Genomic DNA, 18,033 nt, shown 5'->3' with positions numbered 1-18,033 from the left:
AATACGATTAACCAACAGCAACGAGTTTCAATAAGTGGTCTAACACCTGATTGGTGTTAATGCCCTCAGCTTCTGCTTGATAGGTAAGTAGTAGACGGTGACGCAGCACGTTATGTACGACTGCCTGAACGTCTTCTGGACCTACAAAATCTCTGCCATGCAACCAAGCACGGGCACGGGCACAGCGGTCGAGTGAAATCGTTGCACGTGGGCTTGCGCCAAACGCCAACCATTGCGCCAGTTTATCGTCATACTTTTCGGGAGTGCGCGTCGCCATGATTAGGTCAACGATATATTTTTCAATCGCTGGCGCCATGTGAATTTTCAATACTTCATCACGCGCCTTAAAAATATCGTCTTGTGATATTTCACTTACCGACTTTGCTGTGTGTTGCAGCGCTTCTCCTCGGTTGAGTTGCAGTATTTTAAGTTCACTGTCAGCGTCAGGGTAGTCGATTTCAAGGTGCATCAAAAAGCGATCAAGCTGAGCCTCTGGCAATGGATAAGTACCTTCTTGTTCTATTGGGTTTTGTGTCGCCATGACCAAGAACAATTTTGGTAAAGGGTATGTTTTGCGGCCAACAGTAATTTGTCCTTCGGCCATTGCCTCTAGTAGCGCTGATTGAACCTTTGCTGGTGCACGGTTGATTTCATCCGCTAATACTAAGTTTCTAAAAAGTGGACCCGCCTGAAAAACGAAACTGCCATCTTCTGGTCGGTAAATGTCGGTACCAGTTAAATCGGCAGGTAGTAAGTCAGGAGTAAATTGAACACGGTGAAAGTCAGCTTCAATGCCCTGTGCTAAGGCATTCACCGCGCGCGTTTTTGCTAAACCTGGAGGGCCTTCAACTATCAAGTGGCCGTCGGCTAACAAAGCAATCAATAAATTTTCAACTAAAGACTCTTGTCCGATGATTTGTTCAGATAAATGTTGCTGGAGTGATGAAAAAAACTCAATGGCCATAGCGGTAAAATTCTTTTTCTAATTAATAGTGATTATGATTCTGTACGACTAGTAGATAAATATATGGTTCAACAATTTAAAAACAAGCGCCAGACAAAAATTGTAAGCGATTTTAATATAATTTTTGTTGTTCAGTACTAGTACTCATCACATTAACACACGTCACCTTATTCTGGCTACGGTTATTAGCCAATCTGGCTATTGTCTATAGCATTAAGAGTGGATACAAATGAGCATGTATTTTCAACAATTTACTACTAGGCTATAGAAGGAATATCACTTTAAATTGGAAATATCGCGCCAGCTATCAAAACAGAGATTGAAAAAAAAGTTTAACTCGCTAGAATTGAGCTATCAACCTAGAGGTCAGACCTCTTGATAAGGAACTAAAATGACAATAAAACTTGAAACTCGAAATGGTGAAAGAATTGCTGTTGTAGCGGGCTTAAGAACACCTTTCGCTAAGCAAGCTACAGCATTCCATGGTGTGCCAGCTGTCGATCTCGGCAAAATCGTTGTAAATGAACTTGTTCAACGCACTGACATTGATCCCAAAATCATTGACCAATTAGTATTTGGTCAAGTGGTGCAAATGCCTGAAGCACCAAACATTGCGCGTGAAATAGTATTAGGGACTGGTATGGACGTGAATACCGATGCATATAGTGTATCGCGAGCATGTGCTACAAGCTTCCAGTCAACCGTCAATGTTGTTGAGTCAATTATGGCAGGTGTTGTCGATGTGGGCATTGCTGGTGGCGCGGACTCATCTTCTGTAGCTCCTATTGGTGTGTCGAAAAAATTTGCGCGCACTTTACTTGATTTGAGCAAAGCAAAGACATTTGGTCAAAAGTTTCAACTTATCAGGCAGCTAGGTTTTAAAGATATTCTTCCTGTTCCACCTGCCGTTGCAGAATACTCGACCGGGCTGTCAATGGGACAAACGGCTGAACAAATGGCAAAAACGCATGGCATTTCTCGTCAGGCGCAAGATGAACTTGCCCATCGTTCACATGTATTAGCAACGAAGAGTTGGGCGGAAGGGAAACTAGATGGCGAAGTAATGAAAGCATTTTCTGAGCCGTACAAATCATTTATCGAAAAAGATAATTGTTTTAGAGAAAATTCTGAACTCGAAGGTTACGCAAAATTACGCCCGGTATTTGACAGAAAACATGGCACTGTCACTGCGGCTAATAGCACAGCATTAACTGATGGTGCGTCAGCTGTAATACTTATGCGAGAAGGACGGGCTAAAGAATTAGGCTATGAACCTTTAGGATATATTAGAAGTTATGGTTTCGCTGCAATAGATGTATGGGAAGACATGCTAATGGGGCCAAGTTATGCAACGCCAATCGCCTTAAAGCGAGCTGGGTTAGAGCTTAAAGACCTTGATTTGATTGAAATGCACGAAGCGTTTGCTGCACAAGCGTTAGCAAATATGAAGATGTTTGGTAGTGATAAGTTTGCTAAAGAACAATTAGGGCGTGACAAAGCGATCGGCGAAATCGATATGGACAAATTCAATGTCATGGGGGGCTCTCTGGCTTATGGCCATCCTTTCGCGGCAACAGGCACTCGGTTGATTGTACAAACACTTAATGAATTGAAGCGTAGAGGTGGCGGCGTAGGTTTGACTACCGCATGTGCCGCTGGTGGTTTGGGAGCAGCTATGGTAGTGGAGAGTAACTAATGAGTAATAAAACGTTTAGTTTGGTTCGCCAAGACAATGGCTTGGCACACTTAATCATGGATGTTCCTAATGAAACCATGAATACCTTAAAAGCAGAATTTGCAGACGAAGTGTCTGACATGCTGAAAGAGATTAAGTCTGATGCTGCGCTTAAAGGTATTATTCTTTGCAGCGGTAAAGATGATTCGTTTGTGGCGGGTGCTGACATTAATATGTTAGCGAGCTGCCAGACATCAGCTGAAGCAACTGCATTATCGCGACAAGGGCAAATGATTTTCGATCAAATAGAAGGCCTTACTATTCCAGTGGTTGCCGCAATCAATGGTGCTTGTTTAGGTGGTGGCCTAGAGTTAGCAATGGCTTGTCATGCACGTGTGTGTAGTGACAACGATAAAACTGCACTTGGCTTGCCAGAAGTACAACTAGGCCTGTTACCTGGTAGTGGTGGTACCCAACGTTTACCAAAATTGGTAGGCATCCAAAAGTCATTAGACATGATGCTTACAGGTAAACAGTTACGAGCAAAACAAGCGCTAAAAGCTGGGCTTGTAGATGATGTTGTACCGAATAGCGTGTTAATTGAAGTTGCCGAAAAATTGGCTCTGTCAGGAAAAGTAAAGCTAGGTACAAAAAAAGCAAAATCGGCGAAGTCGCTCGTCGATAAATTCTTAGAGAAAACACCTGTCGGCAGAAAAATTGTATTTACTCAGGCAACGAAAACTGTACTGAGTAAAACCAAAGGCAACTATCCTGCACCGCTTAAGATCATCGATTGTGTGCGTACGGGGGTTGAAAGCTCGCCCGCTCAAGGTTATCAAGTTGAAGCTAATCATTTTGGTGAGTTGGTAATGACACCTGTTTCTGCTCAACTTAGACAGATCTTCTTTGCTACTACCGAAATGAAGAAAGAGCAGGGTGTAGAAGGCGTAGATGCAGCACAAGTGAACAAAGTAGCGGTCCTTGGCGGAGGCCTTATGGGAGGGGGCATTGCTTTTGTCACAGCTACTAAAGCCGGTTTACCGGTTAGATTAAAAGATATTGCAGGGCAAGGTATTCAAAATGCGCTGAAATATAGCTTCGATATTCTGAACAAGAAAGTTAAACGTCGCTTTATCAAGCGCAGTGAAATGCAAAAGCAAATGGCGATGATTACCGGTACTACGGATTACACCGGGTTTAAATCTGTTGATTTAGTCATTGAAGCGGTGTTTGAAGATCTTTCCCTCAAACAAAGCATGGTGAACGACATCGAAACCCATTGTCATGAGAATACGATTTTTGCCAGTAATACCTCAAGCTTGCCCATTGGACAAATTGCTGCTAATGCAAAGCGACCAGAGAATGTGATTGGACTGCATTATTTCTCTCCTGTCGATAAAATGCCATTAGCAGAAATTATTGCGCATGAAAAAACGTCAGACGAAACCATTTCAACCACAGTAGCGCTTGCCAAGAAACAAGGTAAAACGCCTATTGTGGTTAAAGACAAAGCGGGCTTTTATGTTAATCGTATTTTGGCGCCGTACATGAACGAAGCAGCGATTATGCTTTTAGCGGGTGAATCTGTTGAAAAGCTTGATCGCACTATGGTTAAGTTTGGTTTCCCAGTTGGCCCAATGCAACTTCTTGATGAAGTGGGCATTGATGTAGGTTCTAAGATTGGGCCAATCCTGCAAAAAGAGCTAGGTGAACGGTTTGCGCCGCCTGCGGCTTTTGACAAACTTATTAGTGATGGAAGATTAGGTAAAAAGGTTAAGAAAGGTTTTTACGACTATAAGAGTAAGAAGAAACAAGTGGATGAATCAATCTATAGCTTGTTAAACATTGCTAAGAACGAAAAACTTTCAGAAGATGACATCGCAGATCGCGCTGTTTATATGATGCTGAATGAAGCCGCTCGTTGTTTAGATGAAGGGATTATTCGTAACGCAAGAGATGGTGATATTGGTGCTATTTTTGGTATAGGCTTCCCGCCATTTTTAGGTGGACCATTCCAATATATGGACAGTGTAGGTATCACTGATATTGTGACACGTTTGAATCAATTCAAAGCGCAATATGGTGAACGTTTTGCGCCTTGTCATAAACTTGTTGAAATGGCTGAAAATAATCAGAAATTTTATTCAGAAGGTTAAATAGTGCCGCTTGTGAGAAGCGGCAACTACTACCGCCAATAGGCAGATTCTAACGCAAGAAAGGGGCAAATAACTGCCCCTTTTATTTTGACATGAGTTTGTCGTTATCATCTGACCACACGTTAATTTTTGCACACAGTTTGTTTTTTATTTGAACAAAAACTCTAATTTTGATATATTGCCGCCGCTTTATTCTTCTGCCATTTTTTGAGAGCTTAGACTATGTTATTTGCGGTAGCCTTATTATCGATATGTTGTGCGGTATTCTTTTATTGTCAGGCCTTATCTAATGGCTTAGGTAGAAAGCGTTGGGCGGCTGCTGGTCTTGTTTTTGGGCCTGTAGTTTGGCCGATGTTTTGTATGCAACGCAGAATGAAAATAAATCGTTTGTTTGGTTTTGATTACTTGTTGTGGCGAGCGTAAGGCAAATAGCTTGTGGTGTATGGTGGAAAAAATATGCGCTAACATCCTTGTAGCGTTATATATTCTTTAATGTCAGAAGTTAGTTAACTTCTTTTATTTGAATGCTAGAAGCAATTGGATTAGCTTTTGGTTCAATAACGAAAAGTGCTTTAATTAGTTTAATCATTTTCAACACTCCTTAAATGCGGATAGCACCGCGAGAACGTCCTGCTTCTTCAATCTTAAGTCCTTGCTCGCTAATTCGAATAGCACCACGTGAGCGTCCTGCTTCTTCAACATTTAAACCCTGCTCGCTGATGCGAATAGCTCCACGAGAACGACCCGCTTCGTCAATACTTAGCTGTTCATTGTTAATGCGAATAGCACCACGAGAACGACCCGCTTCGTCAATATCTAGCTGTTCATTGTTAATGCGAATAGCACCACGAGAACGACCCGCTTCGTCAATATCTAGCTGTTCATTGTTAATGCGAATAGCGCCACGAGAACGACCCGCTTGTTCAATAGCTAGGTTATTCTCAACAGGTTCAGCAGGAGACATGTTCATTGTTAAAGAAAGGATTAGTGAAGTTAGCATTATTATTATTCCTGTTTTACTAGATTAAAATCGTAGTTTGTCAAGCTAATAACGTGCCAAGTGTGCAAGGTCAGTAATTTAGAGGGGTTTAGCCGAAGAAAAACTGTGAGTCAGAAAGTTGACGTTGGCTCTAAGAGCCAAACGCCGTAGATTTGTCGGTAATGTCGTGTGACACTAAATAACTTTCAAAATGAGGTTGCGAAAGCGGTTTGCTATATAGATAACCTTGAAGTTGTTCACAGCGTAAACCTGCGAGGAAATTTAACTGGTTATTTGTTTCTACCCCTTCAGCAACAACTTGTAGGCTTAAGTTATGGGCAATAGTGACAATGGTGGCCACCATATTACGGCCTTGTTCTGAGGTCTCAATATCGTCAACGAATGCCTTGTCAATTTTAAGTGTGTTGAGCGGGAAGCGTTTTAAATAGGCGAGTGATGAGTAGCCTGTACCAAAATCATCTAAAGACAAATGAATGCCCATCGCGCGAATTTGTAGCATGGTATCAATAGCTTTTTGTGGTGAATCCATTACCGTGCCTTCAGTTATCTCCAATTCAAGGTGCTTAGCGGGCAGTTGGCTTTCTTTCAGTATATCTGAAATCATATCCACCAAGTTTGGTTGTGTGAACTGCACGGCAGATAAGTTAACGGCGATACGACCATCGAATAACCCTTTCGATATCCATTCTTTTGTCGCGAAACACGCCTTTCTTAACACCACTTCACCGATGTCAATAATTTGTCCGGTTTCTTCAGAAACTGGGATAAATACGCCCGGACTGATAATGCCCTTAGTCGGCGTTTCAAACCGAACGAGCGCCTCCATACCAGCAATTTTACCCGTAGAGATCTCAATTTTAGGTTGATAAAAAACGGAAAAGAAATCTTCTTTTAGTCCGTGACGAATTAGGTTTTCAATTTGAAGACGCTTTACCGCTTGTTTATTCATAGAATCGCTAAAGAACTGATATTTATTACCACCAGAACGTTTTGCATGATACATCGCGGTGTCAGCGTTCTTTAACAATTCTTGTGGGGTCGCACCGTCTTCGGGGTACAGTACGATACCAATACTAGAGTACAGAACGATTTCTTGATTCTTCAATTTTAACGGCTGTGCAATCGAGCGTAATATGCTCTTGGCGATAGAGGTAATCGTGTGAATATCATTAGTATCCTCAATAATAATACTAAATTCATCTCCTCCTAAACGATAAACAGTGTCTTGCTTACGGCCTATGGAGCGGATCCGCTCTGCAACCTTACATAGCAGCACATCGCCCACTTCGTGACCCATTGAGTCGTTAACCTTTTTAAAGTTGTCGAGATCGAATACTAATAATGCGTGTGGCGTTTTGTTTTTAACTAGTTTGAACTGGTTTGCCTGGAAATAGGAGCGGTTAGGAAGGCCAGTTAAGGTATCGCTATTCGCTAATTTTCTTAATTCAGCTTCTGTTTCTTTGCGTTTAGTAATGTCAGAAAAAACACCAACAAAGTGCGAAATATTGCCGCTTTCATCTTTAATAATATCGATATTGAGATCTGTGAGGTACAGTTCGCCATTATCTCGCTGGCTTTCAATTTCACCATGCCAGCCACCTTGTTGAATCAAATGTTTTTTTACATTTAATGTGAATTGTTCGGGATAGCGACTGAATTTAAGCTGCGTGCCAACCATTTGACGTTTAGGCTTTCCGGTAATACGTTGAAATGCTTTGTTTACGTCGACGATATTGAATTGACGATCATAAATCACCACCGCATCTGAAATATTTTCGATACATTTGGCAAATAATTTGAGTCGTTCATCCGCCTTTTTGATTTGACTGATATCTTTTAGCGTGCCCGTCATACGGGCAGGCAGATCTTTATCGTCTCTTTCTACAATTTTTCCGCGATCGAGTACCCAAATCCAATTATTGTTTTTATCGCGTACCCGGTAAGTCGCCTCAAAATGCTCAGTTTCATTGTCAATATGCGCTTCAAGTGCTTGTTTGATTCGTGGTAAATCGTTTTCATGAACATTGGTCTCTTCACCACTACCAACGTTGCGCTTACCGTCTTGTGGAAATTCCAGAATGCCCCAGATGTTAGAACGATAAATCTTGGACTTTTTAATGTTCCAATCCCACATTTCGTCGCCACTTCCCCATAAAGAAAGTTTCAAACGCTCCTCACTTAACTTAATTTGTAAATGGTATAAGCGTTTGTGACGCATTTGCTGTAAAAAGTAAGCTAAGATAAGCAATACAGTTAACGTGTAGATAAGAATCGCGCTGTTTGATAACCACCATGGTGGCAAAATTTGTATCTCTAACGATTGTTCAACAAACTGGCTAGGATCGAATTTATCAAACGCCTGCACATAGAAAGTATAGTGGCCGGCACTCAGCCCAGTATAGTGAGCGCGGTAGTTTTCGTCGCCTGACTCAATCCAGCTGCTTTCCAGCCCAGCTAGCTTGTATCGATAGCCAACTTGCTCTAAGAATTCTGGATTTGGCGACACAAACTCAATACTGAAGGGCGATTGCTCGTGTTTTAACGCTAAGTTTCCTATATATGAGAGCTGAACTGGTAAACTGAATTTGTTCGCCGTCATAGGCTCAGCATCTTTATAATGAACCAGAGGGACTTCCTTGTTGGCAATAAAGAGTTTGTCAATTATTGGAGGGTTAATCGTTTGGGAGATTTTTGATACTTCTGCTGGATCAAAATAATGGAAGCCATTCATCCCGCCAAGATAGATATTGTTGTTAATACTAATAAGTGCAGATTTACTGATAAACTCATTATCGAACAAATTAAAAGACTGTCCGTAAGTAACGACACGTTTGTCTTTGGGCGAGATATGAACAACCTTGTTATTTGCTGCTATCCACGCTGCTTTGCTTTCGTCGACTAAGATAGAGGAAATATTCTTACTGGTAACAACATCTGAATTATTAAAGAGCGTCACTTGCTTGTTGACGCGCTCAATGAGTAACACACCTTGCTCAGAGCCTAACCAGATATTATTGTCACTGACATTTAAACTGGTAACACTTGTAAAAGCATAACTCTCAGGAATTGAATATTCATGGACTTCTTGTGTTAACGTTGTTAGATCGATCGAAACAAGTCGATTATTATCAGTAACGATCCATAATTCATTGTTTTCTTTATCATGATATAAGTTTCTGGCTTTTAAATTGTTTGTTTCAGGGAATGTGTTACTCGATTTGTTATTTACGTCGAATTGAACAAGTTGATGGTCATTATTGATAAACCAGAGGTAGTCGCCTGAAGCGACGAATGGGTATAGATCATTATAATTTGTGTGCTCATACCAGTTTTCGATCGTGTCGAGCGAGTTATTTTCTATATCATAGCGGTGTAAATTACCGGTTACGGCATATATCCACACTATGTTATCGCTGTTAATCTTGAATTGAAAAATTTCATCGTTAATTTTGATTACTGGGGTCGCTGTTAAGGACGTTTCATCAAATATATTCAATTCAGATTGTTGTGAAATAAACCAGATATTTCCTGCGTTGTCCTGATCGAAAAAGTCTACGGTATACAGATCATTACTGAAATTTCTGTGTTGGAAAAGATTGGCTTTAGGTGAAAATACGCTTAAGCCTTTGCCCCATGTACCAAGCCATATTTTACTTGTGTTATCTTGAAAGATATCAACGATATAGTCTTCCGAAATACTCTTGGTATTAGTTTGGCTCTTGATACTCTGTACGGTGCCGTCAAAAGTATTGATAATGTTCAAGCCATTTTTTGTTGCCACCCACACATAAACTTTATCTACCAGCGTTATGCCTCTGATGGTGTTGCTTAACAATGAGAGCTCAGTATTGTTTACGTTATAGTGTTGTATCAATTCGAGTTGCTTATTGAGCACATACAGACCATTATCGGTAGCAAGCCAATACTCTTTGCCTATTTGCACCATATCGTACAAAGCACTAACGTCTAGGTTTAGCTGCCATCGGTTATTACCACGTAACGTTGATGCAAAGCTAAAGTTTTCATTTACAACCGTAATACCATTCGCATAAGAACCTAACCAATAATTCTTGCTTTCATCCTGAAATATGGTTTTGATCTCTTTAAAATTATCTTCAAATCCTCTGAGTTTTTTTCTAACAAAAGTCCCTTCTTTTCGATCAAATGTATGGATACCTTCGCGCGTTGACACCCAAAGCGTCTTTTTATCATCGTTTGCTTCGTAAATATCCCAAATTTCATTATCAACTAAGCTTGCCTTATTAGCTGAAGAATGGAAATAATTTGTAAAATCATCAGTCGCTTCGTTATAACGACTTAAGCCTTCATTTGTACCCACCCAAAGTGTGCCTTTTGAATCGACAAATACTTTTCGCACTAAATTATCGGCTAGCGAATTAGGTAGAGAGATATTTTTTCGGTACTGTTTAAAGGCGTAACCATCGTAGCGATTTAGGCCATTTTCAGTACCAATCCAAATAAAGCCTTTATGGTCTTGAGTAACACTAAAAACGTTGTTTTGTGAAAGACCGTGTTCAACAGAAAGGTGTTTGAATTTGAGTGCATCGTTAGTATTTAACGTTAATGCGCTCGCTTGTATACAAATACAAGATAATATGAATACAAGGCACAGGTTAATTTGTTTCAAGCAATGTTGATATTTTTTTAAACGCACAAAAACAGCCTTTATAGGAATAGTGTCCTCCTATTAAATGCAACAAATAGCTTTTTTCATTCAAAATGATATTTGTTAGGAGGTGTTATTATTATGTTATATGTCCCTAAACCCTCCCATTACAAAGGAAGCGTAGGGTTATGTCAAATCTAAATACTGTTTCGGCAGGGCTAGAATTTAGTTAAGCAATTTTTTGTTAAATTTTCTAAATAGATAGCGAGATTCACATCGGTAATTTTTTGATAGTGCGCTTTTTCTTTGAACGATAAAAGCGTGATGTAGTCTACCGAGTCACTGTACGATGTCAATTTTTCGTGTACAAACGACGTAATATCATCAAGTGTTAAACTGAGAATGATGCCAATGAGTTCTTTTTTCTGGCTAAAAGAGGCTTCTTCATTGCAAATGGCAGCCCAAAAGCGTTGGCTTCTAATACGCATGCTTGTATCTTTTTCTTGTAGCTGTCCCGCTAATCCATGTTTTAAATGTAACCAGTCTTCTTCGGAAACGTCTTGTATGATGGTTACACTGTCCGAAATAAAGTTCTCAATTGCATCACTTAGAGAAAATGCATCAACTTTGGGAGATTGAATATAAAATGCTAAACCCGGATAGCGATTAATTGGCACAAAGCCAACACCAACTAAATAGCCAAATTGCTTTTCAGTTCGCATTTGTTGAAAAAACGGGGGAGAGAACAACTGACTAGTAATCATAGTAAGTGCGGCAGTGTGTAAGTCTTTTTCTCGCATTGGAAAATAGATGACGTTAGCATGATCGTGCTCAGGTAAATGCAGTGGCAATTTCAGGTTGCCTCGGCCACTAATATCCAGCGACGGAATCTTGGCGCAATGTTCATGACTATAACGTTCAGCGAACGAAGACTTGATTATGACATGTACTTCAAGCGCATCTTTCTGGTGCCAGTTGCCATGCATAAAAACGGTCATGGCTATTTCATTAAACAGAGACTGTGTGAAAGAAATGAACTGCTTGTAGGTGACACCTGATAAAGCGGCAATGAGTTCTTCTGCTGTGGGATTTATTGGCTGCATGAAAGAACTTAATGTGGAAAAAAGTTGAGAAATGGATTTACTGGTATCCGTATTTTTCCAGTGTGTTATGAGTTGTTGTTTGAACAAATTAAACCGTGCAGGGGTATATTCGAACGACTTTAATTCATCGAGTAAGCTCTGCAGTAGAATTGGTTGTTTTTCTGAAAGCCCTGATATTTGTAAGGTCATCCCACCTTGGTGAGCGTACAAATGGTAATGTATCCCTGCTAATTCCGCGTCGTAGTGTGCTTCTATAACAGAATCGCTATACAAGTCAGCAAAAAGGCGTGTCATAGCGATATTTGCATGTGATGCGTATGTTGTTGGTGCATCTATGCCAATATATAAATACCCCTTTGGTACGTTAAATGTTACATCTTGCTTAAACCACATGGTAAAGCCATCGTCGTCGATAATTTTTTGCGGCACGAGGAGTTGCTGCTCGTCAGGTAACTCTGGCGCTAAAACTTTTGGCGTTTCTACTATAAAATCATTTTTTGGGGGCAGCGTAATTTCAGGGTAGTGTCGTTTTGACGCCCATAGCTCTTGCTGTTTGCTACTAAAAGGAGATACTTCATAAGGCACTGAATACCATTGACTGGTGTTGGTAAAGTCACCTTGCTTAGTGACTTGAGTCACACGCATATTTTCAACGTTGAAATACGCTAGTAGTGGAATAACATCGCTGCAATTATTTCCTTCCATTGCATAGTCGCCATAGAGATAATCATCTTCAGGATAGTGCTGCATATTAATGACGAGTTGACATACAGAGTCTAATGGTTTGAGCTTTTCCTGATAGTGAAACGATAGTGCTGCAATCGCTTTTTTTTCTAGGTAGTAAAAGGGGCGTAGCGTGTCTTCATTAAGTTGTTGTATATAATCAATGACGATACTGACAATTTCATCAACATGTGACTCTCCTTGTTCCGTCAAAGAAATACTAATATTGAAGTCCTTAAAGTTGAAACCGTTAATACCAGAGCCAGCGGTTAACCTTAGGCCCCACTCTTTTTGTTTCAGTAATGATAGGATGCTGCCAGGTCCTTCATATCCAATGATATAAGAGAGTACGGTTTCTGGCTTGGTGCGATACATATAATCAATGCCGGGCAAAGCAAAGTTAATTATAAGCTGCCTGTCGTTTTTTATAGGTTTGACTTTAATGAATATTTGTTGATGTTCAGGCAGATATAATGGCGTATCAATATCCTGTTCTGGTGCTTTACCGTTTGGAATATCTTTAAATAGTGTTTCAGCTAAATGTTCCAATTCGGCTAAAGATTGAGGCCCTTCGAGTACAAGCGTCATTGACGATGCGCGATAATGACGCTCGTAAAACTCCCTTACTTCCATATGAAGGGAACGATTTGGTCGATCGTCTAGGGTACTAGTATTGCCTACTGAAAACTTTGAAAATGGGTGGGCGGGATTGATTGTTTCCTTGTGTACATCGTACAGCCGACGAATACCGTCTTTAAGTTTCAACTTAAATTCAGCATCAATGTTTTTGCGCTCTTTGTTAACGAATTCTTCTGATAACAATGGTGCAATAAAAAATTGACTGAAACGCTCTAATGCGGGTTCAAAGTGTAAGTGGCTAATATCGAAGAAAAAGCACGTGTGCTCAGTGGCTGTCCAGGCATTGTGCGTGCCTGCAAATTTACTGATAAATTTTTGGTATTCGCTGCCATCAGGGTAATCTTTTGTGCCTAAAAATAGCATGTGCTCAAGAAAATGTGCCATGCCTTGGCGGTCACAAGGATCGGAAAAATGACCTACATTTACGGCAAGTGCCGCGGCGGATTTTTGTGTATTTTCATTATGGACAAGTAAAACCCTAAGGCCATTACTTAATGTGCGCGCTTGATATTGCTTGAGGTCATTTGGGCTTTGAATCAATTGTCGCTCCCATAAAACACTCAACGGCACTTAGATTGACTAAGTTGGGCGTTTATTTATTCGTTATATTATTTTTGATTATTCCTAAATTACCCTAAGGAATAAGCTGAGTCCATTTTATTCTTAACTGATGTTATAACAATTGCTTATATTCCTATACTATAGCCGCGTTTTTTGAATATCTCTTACTATTTCATTCATCACAGGTTAATTATGCAAGTTTATATAATGCGTCACGGTCAGGCAGAAGGCTTTGTTAAAGATGACGCCCAAAGAGCGCTAACTGCGCACGGCATAGAAGAAGTATCTGCGATGGCACAGTGGTTTCGCCAAAATAAGCATGATGTTGATTTGGTGCTTGTTAGTCCGTATGTACGAGCCCAACAAACGGCAGCGACATTTTGTCAATCTGCTGATATTTCGGTAAAACCAGAAACCGTAGCGTTTGTCACACCATCTGGGAGCGCTATAGATGTTCATGATTACATTGACGGTGTCGTAGGTGCTGAAAAATACTCCTCTGTGTTAATTGTTTCGCACATGCCTTTGGTAAGTTATTTAGTAGGAGAGCTCACTTTTGAGGGGCAAACGCCTATATTTCAAACGGGGGCAATCGCAGAAATAAACTATGATATTAAAAAAATGAAGGGAGAATTAATCGGGCTAGTTTCACCCGCTGATTTATCCAATTTTACGCAATAAATCGAATCATAGTTTGTTGGGGGATGGTTAATCACGACGATATTTATCGTGTAATTCAACTAATACCAGTAATGCACCATCACCGCCCCATTCTAAAGGCGCTTGATGAAAGGCGATGACATCAGGGTGCTGTACAAGCCAGTGGGGAACTTTGTTCTTTAGAATACGAGCACCTAAGCCATGTACAATACAAACACATTGAGCATGCTCTTTTTGACAGGCATAAAGTAGCGCAGCAATTTCTTGCTTGGCTTGATGTTGATCTAAGCCATGTAGGTCTAAAATAAGATCAGGTGCATATACACCGCGGCGCAGGTTTTTTGCTTCAAAGCTGTCAGCTCCTTCGCGCACATACTTAGTTGGCCCTTGCGCGTTTAAATTTGGTTCAAATTCATCAGAAAAATGAAAGCTAGCATGCTGTTTTGCTTGTTTTTGCTGGCCATAAGCGGTTTTCTGCTTGATGGATTTTTTGACAGGGTGTATTGTGTCCTGCACTAACGGCTTGACCTTGCCTATAGCGTCTTTAAATAGCTGTTTTTCTTGTTCAGAGATAGTGTCTTTGCGTTTCATGGCTGAAGTCTAAGAATATCTGTCAAAAATAACAAGACAAATACGCGCTAATATAATCTTAAATTTTATAGAGGAACTTCAACTCCCATGAATCTCAGTAACCAAGCTGGTTTATACGATGACTTAATAACCGTTAACGATTTTATTCGGTTTGCTGCAAGCCAATTTAACCAAGCGGATGTTTTTTTTGGACATGGTACTGACAACGCCTGGGATGAAGCGGTTGTATTGGTTATGTATGCATTACACCTGCCTACCGACAATGTATCGGTTGCGCAAGGCTGTCGACTGACTCAACAAGAAAAAGAAAATGTTTTAGCATTAATTGAGCGCCGCATTACAGAAGAAGTGCCTCTGGCTTATATTACCAATCAGGCATATTTTGCAGGCCTACCATTTTATGTTGACGACAGAGTATTAGTGCCGCGTTCTCCAATTGCTGAGTATATCGAGCAACGATTCGCCCCATTTATTCCGCAAGAACGACAAGTGCATAGAATTTTGGATCTCTGTACTGGAAGTGGCTGTATTGCGATTGCTTGTGCTGCTTACTTTCCAGAAGCTGAGATCGACGCAGTGGATTTGTCTGTTGATGCATTGAATGTCGCACAAATCAATATCGAAAATCATGGCGTATCAGAACAAGTTATTCCAATTCAGTCTGACGTTTTTGCTGGGGTTGCGAACGAAGTCTATGATTTAATAGTAACTAATCCACCTTACGTAGATGTAGATGATATCGCTTCTATGCCTGCCGAGTTTCATCATGAACCGGAAATGGGGCTAGGTTGTGGGCACGATGGCTTAGATATTGTCAGAAAAATTCTCGCTGAAGCGGCCAGTCATTTAACTGAAAATGGCGTTCTTGTTTGTGAGGTAGGGAATTCACAAATGCACGTAGAAGCCACGTACCCCGAAATTCCATTTACGTGGTTAACGTTTGAACGCGGTGGCCATGGTGTATTTGTTTTAACACGTGAACAACTAGAATCTTACTCTCAAATATTTACTGAACGGGCGAAATAGTAAAATGTCAGGTAATACTTTTGGAAAATTATTTACGGTAACAACTTTTGGCGAAAGTCATGGACTAGGCTTAGGTGCAATTATTGACGGCTGTCCACCGGGCATTCCTTTAACCGAAGAAGATCTGCAGCATGATCTTGATCGCCGTAAGCCGGGCACATCTCGTTATACAACAGCGAGAAGAGAAGCCGATCAAGTAAAGATTATGTCAGGTGTTTTTGAAGGAAAAACGACTGGAACGCCAATCGGCTTGCTGATTGAAAATACAGATCAGCGTTCTAAAGATTACGGCAACATTGCTCAGAGTTTTCGCCCAGGGCATGCTGATTATACCTATTGGCAAAAATACGGTATTCGTGACTACCGTGGCGGTGGGCGCTCTTCAGCGCGAGAAACTGCAATGAGAGTTGCTGCTGGCGCTGTCGCCAAGAAGTTCTTGAATGAAAAATTTGGTATTACTATTAAAGGTTGTGTTGAGCAAATTGGCGACGTATGTGCTGAAACATTTGATTGGCAAGCTGTTGAACATAACCCATTCTTTTTTCCAGATACCAGTAAGCTGGAAGCACTGGATGAACTGTTACGCGGTATAATTCGTCAGAAGGACTCTATTGGCGCGAAGGTAATGGTTGTTGCCGAAAACGTGCCTGTAGGTTTAGGTGAGCCAATTTTCGATCGTCTTGATGCCGATATAGCTCATGCCCTGATGGGGATTAATGCCGTTAAAGGCGTTGAAGTTGGCGATGGCTTTGATGTTGTCAATCAAAAAGGTTCAGAGCATAGAGATGAGTTAACGCCTGATGGCTTTACTTCTAACCATGCTGGTGGAGTTTTGGGAGGGATATCCTCAGGACAACCTATTGTTGCCAAACTTGCGCTTAAACCGACATCGAGTATAGGTGTCAGTGGTAAAACAGTAGATCTTGAAGGCAAGCCGACTGACATCATTACTAAAGGGCGTCATGATCCTTGCGTAGGGATTCGTGCAGTACCAATTGCAGAAGCAATGCTAGCGTTAACGTTAGTAGATCATTATCTTCGTCATCGTGGCCAAAATGCCGATGTGCAGTGTTCAACCCCAGATATTTGTAAATAGGCTAGGATGGGGTCACAAAATTTTATAAAGCTATCTTCTAGCTACTTTTGGTATTTTGCAATTTTGGGACTTATCGTCCCATTTTTGTCTGTATTTCTTGATGGTCGGGGTTTTAATTCTCGCGAAATAGGTGAGATTCTTGCGATAGTTGCCGCTACCAAAATATTGGGGCCGCCCATATGGGCTAACATGGCTGATAAAGCGCCTAAATTATTGCCTATCATTCAGCAAGGTACGTTATTGGCAACACTGTCATTTGCTTTGCTTTATGTGGTCGAAAGCTATTGGCTAATAGCGGGTATATTGGCAGTCTTTAGTTTGTTTTGGAACGCAGTTTTACCACAGTTGGAAGTACTAACGCTTGGCTCGGTAAGATATAGCGCAAAAATCTACGCGAGAATTCGACTTTGGGGGAGTATTGGGTTCGTTGTGCTGGCGGTGGTTGCAGGAGAAGTGATTGGCACTTGGGGAAGCGATACATTTATCACACTAGGTATGGTTACTGTAGGCTGTTTGTACTTATCTACATTAACGATTAAAGAACGTGGCAGGTGTCGAAAAGCAAATGTTCAATCAGGCGCTTTACTTCATAAGATTTTTCATATCAATTTTTTACTGTTTTTCTGTGCTGGTCTGCTATTACAAGTTAGCTTAGGGCCATTTTACAGTTTCTTCGCATTATTCTTGAGAGATTTAGCTTATCCACAATGGTCTGTTGGCTTGTATATGTCGATTGGAGTTGTTGCGGAGATTGGGATTTTTATTGTTGCAGGAAAGCTATATCAGGCATTTGGTACGAAATGGTTAATCGTCTTTAGCTTATTTGCGACCGCGATACGGTGGTGGCTCACAGGCGAATATGGTGATGTCTGGTGGATGCTTGCATTAGTACAGGTACTGCATGCGACTAGCTTTGGTTTATATCACAGTGCTTCACTTCAATTTTTGCAGCAGCATTTTAGCAAAGCACAGCAAAATAGGGGGCAAGCTGTTTACATTGCCGGTGTTTATGGGATAGGTGGCTCACTAGGCGCTTATCTGGCGGGTCTCTTATGGCTGGATGGTGCTGGTGCTCAATGGTCATTTCAGTTAGCGGCAATCGCTTCACTTATTGCGGCTTTTATCGCAATGTTTTTAAAACCGCCTAGTACATCTTATTAAAATAGGTTTTTAGACACAAATAGGTGATGTTGAGATAAGATTGACCTCATT

12 protein-coding genes are annotated in these 18,033 nt (G+C 40.9%); 7 read left to right on the top strand and 5 right to left on the bottom strand.

From position 1 onward, the window contains the following. Positions 1 to 7 precede the first annotated feature (7 nt). Positions 8 to 964, bottom strand: coding sequence for an AAA family ATPase (locus ACSLUK_RS13455; RefSeq protein ID WP_448549184.1), 957 nt, complete (start codon positions 962 to 964; stop codon positions 8 to 10). A 391-nt stretch (positions 965 to 1,355) separates the two neighbouring features. Here ACSLUK_RS13455 and fadI point away from each other — a divergent pair, with 391 nt between their 5' ends. The 3 genes from fadI to ACSLUK_RS13440 all read left to right on the top strand — a co-directional run bounded on the left by fadI (position 1,356) and on the right by ACSLUK_RS13440 (position 5,218). Further along, the gene (gene fadI, locus ACSLUK_RS13450) at positions 1,356 to 2,660 is read left to right on the top strand and encodes an acetyl-CoA C-acyltransferase FadI (RefSeq protein WP_448549183.1); all 1,305 of its coding nucleotides are present in this window, start codon (positions 1,356 to 1,358) and stop codon (positions 2,658 to 2,660) included. After that, on the top strand, positions 2,660 to 4,795 hold the full coding sequence (fadJ, locus tag ACSLUK_RS13445) for a fatty acid oxidation complex subunit alpha FadJ (RefSeq protein WP_448549182.1): 2,136 nt from the start codon (positions 2,660 to 2,662) through the stop codon (positions 4,793 to 4,795). The genes fadI and fadJ overlap by 1 nt, the downstream gene beginning before the upstream one ends. Positions 4,796 to 5,017: 222 nt before the next feature. Then, positions 5,018 to 5,218, top strand: coding sequence for a hypothetical protein (locus tag ACSLUK_RS13440; protein ID WP_448549181.1), 201 nt, complete (start codon positions 5,018 to 5,020; stop codon positions 5,216 to 5,218). A 178-nt stretch (positions 5,219 to 5,396) separates the two neighbouring features. Here the strand turns inward: ACSLUK_RS13440 and ACSLUK_RS13435 are convergent, their stop codons facing one another. The 3 genes from ACSLUK_RS13435 to ACSLUK_RS13425 form a co-directional block, all read right to left on the bottom strand. Continuing rightward, on the bottom strand, positions 5,397 to 5,795 hold the full coding sequence (locus ACSLUK_RS13435; RefSeq protein WP_448549180.1) for a hypothetical protein: 399 nt from the start codon (positions 5,793 to 5,795) through the stop codon (positions 5,397 to 5,399). A gap of 130 nt (positions 5,796 to 5,925) precedes the next feature. Beyond that, positions 5,926 to 10,470, bottom strand: a complete 4,545-nt coding sequence (locus ACSLUK_RS13430; protein WP_448549179.1) for an EAL domain-containing protein — start codon at positions 10,468 to 10,470, stop codon at positions 5,926 to 5,928. Between the two features lie 170 nt (positions 10,471 to 10,640). After that, positions 10,641 to 13,427, bottom strand: coding sequence for an insulinase family protein (locus tag ACSLUK_RS13425; RefSeq protein ID WP_448549178.1), 2,787 nt, complete (start codon positions 13,425 to 13,427; stop codon positions 10,641 to 10,643). A gap of 213 nt (positions 13,428 to 13,640) precedes the next feature. Between ACSLUK_RS13425 and sixA the strand changes: the two genes are divergently transcribed. Beyond that, complete coding sequence (gene sixA, locus ACSLUK_RS13420) at positions 13,641 to 14,129, top strand: phosphohistidine phosphatase SixA (protein ID WP_448549177.1); 489 nt, start codon at positions 13,641 to 13,643, stop codon at positions 14,127 to 14,129. A 27-nt stretch (positions 14,130 to 14,156) separates the two neighbouring features. Here the strand turns inward: sixA and smrB are convergent, their stop codons facing one another. After that, complete coding sequence (smrB, locus tag ACSLUK_RS13415; protein ID WP_448549176.1) at positions 14,157 to 14,699, bottom strand: endonuclease SmrB; 543 nt, start codon at positions 14,697 to 14,699, stop codon at positions 14,157 to 14,159. An 87-nt stretch (positions 14,700 to 14,786) separates the two neighbouring features. Between smrB and prmB the strand changes: the two genes are divergently transcribed. From prmB to ACSLUK_RS13400, 3 genes are read left to right on the top strand one after another with little or no spacing between them, the layout of a single operon-like run. Then, positions 14,787 to 15,725, top strand: a complete 939-nt coding sequence (gene prmB, locus ACSLUK_RS13410) for a 50S ribosomal protein L3 N(5)-glutamine methyltransferase (RefSeq protein WP_448549175.1) — start codon at positions 14,787 to 14,789, stop codon at positions 15,723 to 15,725. 4 nt (positions 15,726 to 15,729) lie between these two features. Beyond that, on the top strand, positions 15,730 to 16,821 hold the full coding sequence (gene aroC, locus ACSLUK_RS13405; RefSeq protein WP_448549174.1) for a chorismate synthase: 1,092 nt from the start codon (positions 15,730 to 15,732) through the stop codon (positions 16,819 to 16,821). Between the two features lie 6 nt (positions 16,822 to 16,827). Next, the gene (locus ACSLUK_RS13400; protein ID WP_448549173.1) at positions 16,828 to 17,982 is read left to right on the top strand and encodes an MFS transporter; all 1,155 of its coding nucleotides are present in this window, start codon (positions 16,828 to 16,830) and stop codon (positions 17,980 to 17,982) included. The last annotated feature ends 51 nt before the right edge of the window (positions 17,983 to 18,033 follow it).

The sequence above is a fragment of the Thalassotalea fusca genome (assembly GCF_053485835.1).
The sequence above is the reverse complement of the archived record's forward strand: the minus strand, read 5'-3'. Positions and strand labels throughout refer to the sequence as shown.